This is a genomic window from Melaminivora alkalimesophila (assembly GCF_000282995.1).
In the GTDB taxonomy this organism is placed as follows: Bacteria; Pseudomonadota; Gammaproteobacteria; order Burkholderiales; family Burkholderiaceae_C; genus Melaminivora; species Melaminivora alkalimesophila.
The window spans coordinates 1-9,511 of sequence record NZ_ALEE01000221.1; the positions used below are offsets into that span (position 1 = coordinate 1).

At 61.7% G+C, this 9,511-nt stretch carries 13 protein-coding genes and 2 pseudogenes; 8 read left to right on the forward strand and 7 right to left on the reverse strand.

Annotation, left to right across the window (positions count from 1 at the left end):
• Nucleotides 1–194, reverse strand: a pseudogene (locus A612_RS03780) (hypothetical protein); the annotation flags it as partial.
• Nucleotides 195–240: 46 nt separating this feature from the next.
• Nucleotides 241–582 carry a single-stranded DNA-binding protein gene (locus A612_RS03785; protein WP_000019167.1) on the reverse strand — a complete coding sequence of 114 codons (342 nt, stop codon included), beginning with the start codon at nt 580–582 and terminating at the stop codon, nt 241–243.
• Nucleotides 583–695: 113 nt separating this feature from the next.
• Between A612_RS03785 and A612_RS03790 the strand changes: the two genes are divergently transcribed.
• Together A612_RS03790 and trbB are read left to right on the forward strand one after the other, a co-directional pair.
• The gene (locus tag A612_RS03790) at nt 696–1,058 is read left to right on the forward strand and encodes a transcriptional regulator (protein ID WP_010890126.1); all 363 of its coding nucleotides are present in this window, start codon (nt 696–698) and stop codon (nt 1,056–1,058) included.
• A gap of 309 nt (nt 1,059–1,367) precedes the next feature.
• Entirely contained in the window at nt 1,368–2,330 is a 963-nt protein-coding gene (gene trbB, locus A612_RS03795; RefSeq protein WP_000132020.1) for a P-type conjugative transfer ATPase TrbB, read from the forward strand.
• 87 nt (nt 2,331–2,417) lie between these two features.
• Here trbB and istB read toward each other — a convergent pair whose 3' ends face one another.
• From istB to merR, 3 genes are all read right to left on the reverse strand, one after another.
• A complete protein-coding gene (istB, locus tag A612_RS03800) occupies nt 2,418–3,221 on the reverse strand; it encodes an IS21-like element helper ATPase IstB (protein WP_019373236.1) in 804 nt (267 codons plus the stop codon).
• Complete coding sequence (istA, locus tag A612_RS03805; RefSeq protein WP_040435935.1) at nt 3,211–4,737, reverse strand: IS21 family transposase; 1,527 nt, start codon at nt 4,735–4,737, stop codon at nt 3,211–3,213. The genes istB and istA overlap by 11 nt, the downstream gene beginning before the upstream one ends.
• A gap of 204 nt (nt 4,738–4,941) precedes the next feature.
• Complete coding sequence (gene merR / locus A612_RS03810) at nt 4,942–5,376, reverse strand: Hg(II)-responsive transcriptional regulator (protein ID WP_000429838.1); 435 nt, start codon at nt 5,374–5,376, stop codon at nt 4,942–4,944.
• 71 nt (nt 5,377–5,447) lie between these two features.
• On the opposite strand from merR, the gene merT reads away from it, so the two are divergent.
• The 6 genes from merT to merE are packed head-to-tail and all read left to right on the forward strand — an operon-like array spanning nt 5,448 to nt 8,594.
• Nucleotides 5,448–5,798 carry a mercuric ion transporter MerT gene (gene merT, locus A612_RS03815; RefSeq protein ID WP_001294667.1) on the forward strand — a complete coding sequence of 117 codons (351 nt, stop codon included), beginning with the start codon at nt 5,448–5,450 and terminating at the stop codon, nt 5,796–5,798.
• Nucleotides 5,799–5,813: 15 nt separating this feature from the next.
• Nucleotides 5,814–6,089: a mercury resistance system periplasmic binding protein MerP gene (gene merP / locus A612_RS03820; protein WP_000735441.1), complete on the forward strand. Its 276-nt coding sequence runs from the start codon at nt 5,814–5,816 to the stop codon at nt 6,087–6,089.
• A gap of 2 nt (nt 6,090–6,091) precedes the next feature.
• Nucleotides 6,092–6,337, forward strand: coding sequence for a mercury resistance system transport protein MerF (gene merF, locus A612_RS03825; RefSeq protein ID WP_000654684.1), 246 nt, complete (start codon nt 6,092–6,094; stop codon nt 6,335–6,337).
• Complete coding sequence (merA, locus tag A612_RS03830) at nt 6,334–7,980, forward strand: mercury(II) reductase (protein ID WP_000136268.1); 1,647 nt, start codon at nt 6,334–6,336, stop codon at nt 7,978–7,980. Before merF ends, merA begins: the two co-directional genes overlap by 4 nt.
• Nucleotides 7,981–7,995: 15 nt before the next feature.
• Nucleotides 7,996–8,361, forward strand: a complete 366-nt coding sequence (gene merD / locus A612_RS03835; RefSeq protein ID WP_019373238.1) for a mercury resistance co-regulator MerD — start codon at nt 7,996–7,998, stop codon at nt 8,359–8,361.
• On the forward strand, nt 8,358–8,594 hold the full coding sequence (merE, locus tag A612_RS03840; RefSeq protein ID WP_001087809.1) for a broad-spectrum mercury transporter MerE: 237 nt from the start codon (nt 8,358–8,360) through the stop codon (nt 8,592–8,594). Before merD ends, merE begins: the two co-directional genes overlap by 4 nt.
• Nucleotides 8,595–8,646: 52 nt before the next feature.
• On the opposite strand, the gene A612_RS03845 is transcribed toward merE, so the two are convergent.
• Both A612_RS03845 and A612_RS16415 read right to left on the reverse strand, forming a co-directional pair.
• Nucleotides 8,647–9,261, reverse strand: coding sequence for a recombinase family protein (locus A612_RS03845; protein ID WP_000904941.1), 615 nt, complete (start codon nt 9,259–9,261; stop codon nt 8,647–8,649).
• 60 nt (nt 9,262–9,321) lie between these two features.
• Nucleotides 9,322–9,511 (reverse strand): annotated as a pseudogene (locus A612_RS16415) (TniQ family protein); the annotation flags it as partial.

The following is a 9,511-nucleotide window of genomic DNA, read 5'->3' on the forward strand; positions in this document are numbered from 1 at the left end:
AAAGCCGCCTCGTTGTCGCCGGCCGTGGCCGGCAGCTCGAAGAGGGAACCGGCGAGGCGGAAGGCCCCGCCGGCGCTGCCCGAGTCCCTGCGAGCGGCGGCGGTACGGGCGGCAAGGTCGGTGGCGTCGGCTTCGCTAAGCCCGCCCTCGATGAGCTTGCGCCTGTATTCCTGCTCGTTGAACTCGTTCTGCATCTAATCTCCCTCCTAGCATACTGCCCGGCCGTGGCCGGGCCTGGCCTTACTGGCCGCCGCCTGGCGCTTTGGTGTCCAGGTATTCGATTTCCTCGGCGATGAAATCGAACCCGTATTCGGTCTTGCCGTCCTTCTCGTACTTCGTCGGCTCGATGCGGCCCTGGACGAACACCTTGGAGCCTTTGCCCAGGTACTTGCCCGCGTTCTCGGCCAGGCCGCCGAACGACTTGATGCGGAAGAAGTCCGTCTGCTCCTGCTTCGCACCGGCTGCGTTGCGCCACACGCGATTGACAGCCAGGTCGAAAACGGCGCGGGCGCTGTTTTCGCTATGGCGAACGTCGGTATCGCGGGTAAGATTACCGATAAACTGGAACAGGTTGTGGCTCATTCGTCATGCTCCTTTCGCTAATGGAGTCGTCAGTTTAGCTAAACCTGCGTCCGTGGTCAAGAACTTTAGCGGCTAAAATTTTCTGCCGCCCGCACCGAGAAGGCATACGGGCCTTGTACAACTACATCTTCTTCACGAACGTGCTCCGGCTGCTCGATGAGCGGCACATGACGAAAAAGGAGCTATCGGACAGGTCGGGGGTTTCGATCTCCTTCCTGTCCGATCTCACTACTGGCAAAGCCAACCCCTCCCTAAAGGTGATGGAGGACATTGCGCAGGCCCTTGAAACTCCCCTGCCGCTCCTGCTTGAATCGACCGACCTGGACAAAGAAGCCCTTGACGCCCTGGCCGGCGGCAAGGCACCCCGAAGCCTGCCGCCAGGCTTCGAGCGCGTGGCGGCCGTGCTGCCAGAACACCAGGCGTTCATCGTCAAGAAGTGGGGCGAAGCGACAAGGAAGAAACTTAGAGGGAGTTGACGCCAGGATGTGAGAAGGGAAGGGAAGCGGCGCGGAACTGAGCCACAAGAGCCAGCCAAGTTTTAGCCGCTAAAGCCCGCCGGGGTGGCTCAACCCCCGGACAACCCATAACGCAAACGCCACGGGTTCGGCGCGAGGGCGCACGGAGCATGCGCCGCGTTGTCGCCTCTTTCGCCCCTGCAATCCGCGATGCAACGTCGCGGCCGAAGTCACCCTTGTGCGCTTCGGTGTTGCGGTCGAAATTAGTTCGGTATATCGTATGAACCTGTATAGAATGCGCGAAACGCAACGGCATACAGGGCATACGGAATGACCGACCAGAAACCAGAACACAACAGCATCAAGGAACGGGCGAAGAAGAAGCTCGAACGCGACATGGGGCCGGAGCTGCTGGCCGCCCTCAACGATCCCAAGACCGTTGAAATCATGCTCAACGCGGACGGCAAGCTCTGGCTCGAACGCCTGGGCGAGCCGATGAAGTGCATCGGCACGCTGCGCGTCGCGCAGGCGCAAGCCATCATCGAAACCATCGCGGGCTACCACGGCAAGGAAGTCACGCGCTCCAAGCCGATCCTGGAAGGCGAGCTGCCCCTTGATGGCAGTCGCTTCGCCGGCCAGCTCCCGCCGGTTGTGCCCGCACCCACCTTCGCCATTCGGAAGAAGGCCGTCGCCATCTTCACGCTCGATCAGTACGTCGAACGCGGAATCATGACCGCGCCGCAGCGCGAGGCATTGATTGCAGCGGTGCGCGCGCACCGGAACATCCTTGTGATCGGCGGCACCGGCTCGGGCAAGACCACGCTGGTGAACGCGATCATCAACGAGATGGTGATTCAAGACCCGACCGAGCGGGTTTTCATCATCGAGGACACCGGCGAAATCCAGTGCGCCGCCGAGAACTACGTCCAGTACCACACCAGCATCGACGTGAACATGACGGCGCTGCTGAAAACCACCCTCCGCATGCGCCCCGACCGAATCCTGGTCGGCGAGGTGCGCGGCCCCGAAGCCCTTGATCTGTTGATGGCCTGGAACACCGGGCACGAAGGAGGTGCTGCAACCCTGCACGCAAACAACGCCAAAGCTGGATTGGATCGGCTCGCCATGCTCATCAGCATGCACCCCGATTCCCCGAAACCCATTGAACCGCTTATCGGCGAGGCGGTTCACGTGGTTGTTCATATCGCCCGCGTCGAAGGCTCGCGGCGCATCCAGGAAATCTTGGAGGTTTCCGGGTTCGCCAACGGCCAGTACATCACCAAAACCCTCTGACTAGGAGTTACGACTGTTGATTTCCACGCAAACCTAACCCACCATTTCCATCTCGATCTGACCCACCCTGGTTTGTGAACTTCACGCTCACGTTGTGGATAAGTTCTTGGCTGTCTTCTCCTTCTTGGTGGCCTGTGGTGGTTGCTGTGCAGAGCTGTGCTTGAATCGATAGCTGTCGTTACCGGTTTCCAGAATATGGCAGTGATGCGTGAGCCGGTCCAGCAATGCCGTAGTCATCTTCGCATCCCCGAACACACTGGCCCATTCGCTGAAGCTCAGGTTGGTGGTGATCACGACGCTGGTGCGCTCGTACAGCTTGGACAGCAGGTGGAACAGCAAGGCGCCTCCTGACGTACTGAACGGCAGGTAGCCCAGCTCATCCAGGATCACCATATCGGCATAGGCCAGGCGGTGGGCCAATTGTCCGGGCTTGCCGTTGGCCTTCTCCTCCTCCAACGCATTGACCAGCTCCACCGTGGAGAAGAACCGTACCCTGCGGTGATGGTGCTCGATGGCTTGCACCCCGAGGGCTGTGGCGATGTGGGTCTTGCCCGTACCCGGTCCACCCACCAGCACCACGTTGTTGGCGTTCTCCAAGAAGTCGCACCGGTGCAGCTGGCGTACCAGTGCCTCGTTCACCTCGCTGTGGCCGAAGTCAAACCCAGCCAGGTCCCGGTACGCCGGGAATCTGGCCACCTTCAATTGGTAGGCTACCGAGCGCACCTCCCGCTCGGCGGTCTCGGCCTTGAGCAGTTGAGACAGGATGGGCTGTGCCGCATCGAAGGCCGGTGCACCTTGCTCAGCCAGTTCCGCAACCGCCTGGGCCATACCGTGCATCTTGAGCTCGCGCAACATGATCACGATGGAAGCGATGGCAGGGTCATGACGCATAGCGCACCTCCCTCAATTGGTCGTAGCGAAGCACATTGGCCTGGGGTTCCACCGCCAGCTTGAGGGCCTGGGGCGAAGTGACCGGTGCTGGAGCGGGCTTGCCGTCCAGCAGGCGATGGAGCACGTTCAGGATGTGGGTCTTGCTGGCAGCACCTGACTCCAGTGCCAGCTCCACTGCGGTGAGTACCGCCTGCTCGTCGTGGTGCAGCACCAGTGCCAGAACCTCCACCATCTCCCGGTCGCCGCCGGGTTGCTTGAGCAAGGTGGCCTGCAGTCGCTTGAAGGCCGCTGGTAGCTCCAGGAACGGAGCACCGTTGCGCAAGGCTCCAGGTTTGCGCTGCAGCACCGCCAAGTAGTGGCGCCAGTCGTAGACGGTCAGCCCAGCACCATGGTGGTTACGCTCGATCAGGCGCTGGTGCTCGCACACGATCTGGCCTTCGGCGGCAATCACCAAGCGGTCTGCGTAGACCCGCAGGCTCACAGGCCGGTTGGCATACGGGGCCGGCACGCTGTAGCGGTTGCGCTCGAAGTGGACCAAGCAGGTGGGCGAGACGCGCTTGGTGTGCTCCACAAAGCCATCGAAGGGCCGAGGCATCGGCATCAAGGTTGCCTTCTCTTGAGCCCAGATATCCGCGACGGTGCCCGGCAGCTTGCCATGCTCGATCTCATTCCATAAGGCCACGCAGCGCTCCTCAAGCCAGGCGTTGAGCTCAGTCAGGCCTGGGAATGGCGGCACCACCTGCCACAGACGATGGCGGGCGTCGCGCACGTTCTTCTCCACCTGGCCCTTCTCCCAGCCCGACGCGGGATTGCAGAACTCGGCCTCGAACAGGAAGTGGCTGACCATGGCCGCAAAGCGCGCATTGACGTCGCGCTCCTTGCCACGGCGCACCCGGTCTACAGCGGTGCGCATGTTGTCGTAGATGCCACGGCGGGGCACACCGCCCAGAACTACGAACGCATGGTTGTGAGCGTCAAACAGCATCTCGTGCGTCTGCAGCGGATAGGCGCGCAGGTAGAACGCTCGGCTGTGGCTGAGCTTGAAGTGGGCCACTTGCAGCTTGGTGCGCACTCCGGCCAGCACTGCCCAGTCCTCGCTCCAGTCGAACTGGAAGGCCTCACCTGGGCCGAAGGCCAGGGGAACGAAGGTGCCGCGGCCGGTGGTCTGCTGGGCCACCACGCGCTGCTCTTGCCACAGCCGGGCAAAGGCGGCAACCCGGTTGTAGGAGCCGGTATAGCCCAGGGCCTGCAGATCAGCGTACATCTGCTTGACGGTACGCCGCTGCTTGCGGGATCGGCCAGCTTCCGTCTTGAGCCAGCCCGAGAGCTTCGATGCGAAGGGATCGAGCTTGGATGGACTGACCCGCTTGGCATAGTGCGGCTCGGCCTCGCCTGCGCGCAGGTACTTGCGGATGGTGTTGCGCGAGAGGCCCGTGCGGCGGGCGATCTCTCGGATGGACAACTGCTCTCGCAGGGCCCAGCGCCTGATGACACTCAGTGTTGCCACGTCTATCACTCCTGGTCTCCTGCTGCTCAACAAAGCAGCAGGTTAGGGTTAGTACGTGGGTCAGGTTTAGATGGAAATCCTGGGGGTTAGTGGGTCACTTCTGCGTGGAAATCAACACACGAAATATCAAAAGTCGACCGCACGGTCTTTTCTGACGTTGGAGTCGCCTCAGAAAACGGAAAATAAAGCACGCTAAGGCGTAGTTCCCTCGGGCTACACCGCGTCCGCACTGCGCGGTTCTTTCTTCCCTTGCAGTGACGCAATCAGCGGGCAGGAAACGTTCCCCTTCCGCGCATGGCAGGCGCACACCAAATCAGACAGCACGGCCTCCATGCGCGCCAGGTCAGCCATCCTCTCGCGCACGTCCTTGAGCTTGTGCTCGGCCAGGCTGCTGGCTTCCTCGCAATGGGTGCCATCCTCCAGCCGCAGCAGCTCGGCGATCTCATCCAGGCTGAAGCCCAACCGCTGGGCTGATTTCACGAAGCGCACCCGCGTTACATCCGTCTCGCCATAGCGGCGAATGCTGCCGTAAGGCTTGTCCGGTTCCGGGAGCAAGCCCTTGCGCTGATAGAACCGGATGGTCTCCACATTGACCCCGGCCGTCCTGGCGAAAACGCCAATGGTCAGGTTCTCCAAATTGTTTTCCATATCGCTTGACTCCGTACATAACTACGGAAGTAAGCTTAAGCTATCCAATTCAGATTCGAAAGGACAAACGTATGTCTGAACCTCAAAACGGGCGCGGCGCGCTCTTCACTGGCGGGCTGGCCGCCATCCTCGCCTCGGCTTGCTGCCTCGGGCCGCTGGTTCTGATCGCCTTGGGGTTCAGCGGCGCTTGGATCGGCAACTTGACGGTGTTGGAACCCTATCGCCCCATCTTTATCGGCGTGGCGCTGGTGGCGTTGTTCTTCGCCTGGCGGCGCATCTACCGGCCGTCAGCCGCCTGCAAACCGGGTGAGGTTTGCGCGATTCCCCAAGTGCGAGCTACTTACAAGCTCATTTTCTGGGGCGTGGCCGTGCTGGTTTTGGTCGCGCTCGGATTTCCCTACGTCGTGCCATTTTTCTATTGATCACAGGAGTTCACCATGAAAAAGCTGCTTTCCGCCCTTGCCCTCGCTGCCGTTGTTGCCCCCGTGTGGGCCGCCACCCAGACCGTTACGCTGTCCGTACCGGGCATGACCTGCTCGGCCTGTCCGATCACTGTCAAGAAGGCGATTTCCAAGGTCGATGGCGTCAGTAAAGTTGACGTGACCTTCGAGACGCGCGAAGCGGTGGTCACCTTCGATGATGCCAAGACCAGCGTGCAGAAACTGACCAAGGCTACCGAGGATGCGGGCTACCCATCATCAGTCAAGAACTGATCATGAAAGACCCGAAGACACTGCTGCGGGTCAGCATCATTGGCACAACCCTCGTGGCGCTGTGTTGCTTCACCCCTGTTCTGGTCATTTTGCTCGGTGTGGTCGGCTTGTCCGCGCTGACCGGCTATCTGGACTATGTGCTGCTGCCTGCGCTGGCGATTTTCATCGGCTTGACCATCTACGCCATCCAACGAAAACGCCAAGCCGATGCCTGCTGCACCCCGAAATTCAATGGAGTAAAAAAATGACCGAAATCACCGTGAATGGCATGACCTGCACATCCTGCGCCACCCATGTCAAAGATGCTTTGGAAAAGATTCCCGGCGTGAATGCCGCTGTGGTGTCCTATCCAGAAAGCCGCGCGCAAGTCATGGCAGACACCGCCGTGAGCCACAACCAACTGCTGGCCGCCATCGCCGCATTGGGTTATCAAGGCTCGATCCGGGTTGGTGATTTCAAAGATGAACCAAAAATCCGTGATGCACTTGAGGGCGCCGGTTTGCATATCGCCATCATTGGCAGCGGCGGGGCCGCGATGGCGGCGGCGCTGAAGGCCGTCGAGCAAGGCGCGACGGTCACGCTGATCGAACGCGGCACCATCGGCGGCACCTGCGTCAATATCGGCTGTGTGCCGTCCAAGATCATGATCCGCGCTGCCCATATTGCCCATCTGCGCCGGGAAAGTCCGTTCGACGGCGGTATTGCGGCAACTGTGCCTGCGATTGACCGCAGCAAACTGCTGGCCCAGCAGCAGGCCCGTGTCGATGAACTGCGGCACGCCAAATACGAAGGCATCCTGGACGGCAATCCAGCCATCACCGTTTTGCACGGTGAAGCGCGTTTCAAGGACGACCAGAGCCTGGTCGTCCGTTTGAACGAGGGTGGCGAGCGCGAGGTAACGTTCGACCGCTGCCTGGTCGCCACCGGTGCCAGTCCGGCCGTGCCGCCGATTCCGGGCCTGAAAGAGTCACCCTACTGGACTTCCACCGAAGCGCTTGTCAGCGACACCATTCCCGCACGCCTGGCCGTGATCGGTTCGTCGGTGGTGGCGTTGGAACTGGCGCAAGCCTTTGCCCGGCTCGGCAGCCAGGTCACGATCCTGGCACGCAGCACCTTGTTCTTCCGGGAAGACCCGGCCATCGGCGAGGCCGTGACAGCCGCTTTCCGCGCCGAGGGCATCGAGGTGCTGGAGCACACGCAAGCCAGCCAGGTCGCCCATGTGAACGGCGAATTCGTGCTGACCACCGGACACGGTGAATTGCGCGCTGACAAGTTGCTGGTTGCCACCGGTCGGGCACCGAATACGCGCAGCCTCGCGCTGGACGCGGCGGGGGTCACTGTCAATGCGCAAGGGGCCATCGTTATCGACCAAGGCATGCGCACGAGCAACCCGAACATCTACGCGGCCGGCGACTGCACCGACCAGCCGCAGTTCGTCTACGTGGCAGCGGCCGCCGGCACCCGTGCCGCGATCAACATGACCGGCGGCGACGCAGCCCTCAATCTGACCGCGATGCCGGCAGTGGTGTTCACCGACCCGCAAGTCGCCACCGTGGGCTACAGCGAGGCGGAAGCGCACCACGATGGCATCGAGACCGACAGTCGCACGCTGACACTCGACAACGTTCCGCGAGCGCTTGCCAACTTCGACACACGCGGCTTCATCAAGCTGGTCATCGAGGAAGGTAGCGGACGGCTCATCGGCGTGCAGGCGGTGGCCCCGGAAGCGGGCGAACTGATCCAGACGGCGGTGCTCGCCATCCGCAACCGCATGACGGTGCAGGAACTGGCCGACCAGTTGTTCCCCTACCTGACAATGGTCGAGGGGTTGAAGCTTGCGGCGCAGACCTTCAACAAGGACGTGAAGCAGCTTTCCTGCTGCGCTGGATAAAAAAGGAGGTTTTCAATGAGCGCCTACACCGTGTCCCGGCTGGCCCTTGATGCCGGGGTGAGCGTGCATATCGTGCGCGACTACCTGCTGCGCGGATTGCTGCGTCCGGTGGCGTGCACCCCGGGCGGCTATGGCCTGTTCGATGATGCCGCCTTGCAACGGCTGTGCTTCGTGCGGGCGGCCTTCGAGGCGGGCACCGGCCTGGACGCGCTGGCGCGGCTGTGCCGGGCGCTGGATGCTGCGGACGGCGATGAAGCGGCCGCGCAGCTTGCCGTTCTGCGCCAGTTCGTCGAGCGTCGGCGCGAAGCGTTGGCCGATCTGGAGGTGCAGTTGGCCACCATGCCGACCGAGCCGGCACAGCACGCGGAGAGTCTGCCATGAACAGCCCCGAGCGCTTGCCGTCCGAGACGCACAAACCGATCACCGGCTACCTGTGGGGCGCGCTGGCCGTGCTCACCTGTCCCTGCCATTTGCCGATTCTCGCCATTGTGCTGGCCGGCACGACGGCCGGCGCGTTCATCGGAGAGTACTGGGGTATCGCAGCCCTCACGCTGACCGGTTTGTTCGTCCTGTCTGTGACACGACTGCTGCGGGCCTTCAAAGATCGATCATGAGCGCTTCCCATTGAGACAAACCACGCTGTCGCTACGTTGCCTCATGCCGGCATCAAATTCGGCTGAGTAGCTTCTCGCCATCTGGACGTAGCTCACCCTTGGGTGAAACATGCCGATACAGGGTCTGCCGCGTGACGCCAAGTTCCTGGCACAGGTCGCCGACCTTGGTCTCTGGCTGACCCATTGCCGCCATCGCCAGCCGCAGCTTGGCGGCGGTCATCTTGAACGGCCGGCCGCCTTTCCGCCCGCGCGCGCGGGCCGAGGCTAGGCCGGCAATCGTGCGCTCCGCGATCAACTCGCGCTCGAACTCGGCCAGGGCGGCGAAGATGCCAAAGACCAGCTTGCCGGCGGCGGTCGTGGTGTCGATGGCCGCGCCGTGCCCGGTTAATACCTTCAAGCCGATGCCGCGCCCAGTCAGGTCGTGCACGGTGTTGATGAGATGTCGCAGGTCGCGTCCGAGCCGATCCAGTTTCCACACGACCAGTGTGTCGCCAGTTCGCAACGCCTTCAGGCAGCTCGTCAAGCCGGGCCGATCCTCGCGCATGCCGGATGCCTGGTCCTCGTAAAGATGTACTGGATCGACCCCGGCGGCAATCAGCGCGTCGCGCTGCAAATCGGTAGCCTGGGAGCCGTCCGCCTTCGATACCCGCATGTAGCCTATCAGCATGTCGTACCTGTCACATATACGTTCGATTATGTGACAGTGTGCACCGGAAAGTTCTGGTCGTCAAAATTTGTCACTTAACCCGTCATTCTGTCTAAGACATGCAAAGGGTCCATCAGCCTCGTAATGTGACAGAAATTCCGGGGGAATGCCTTCCTTTGCAAAGGTGGCGCGCAACTGTTCCAGGGAAGCGGGATCGCGCCGACCATAGGAAGCCAACGCGAACAGGGGTCTCCTCGTTTTCAGTGCAATA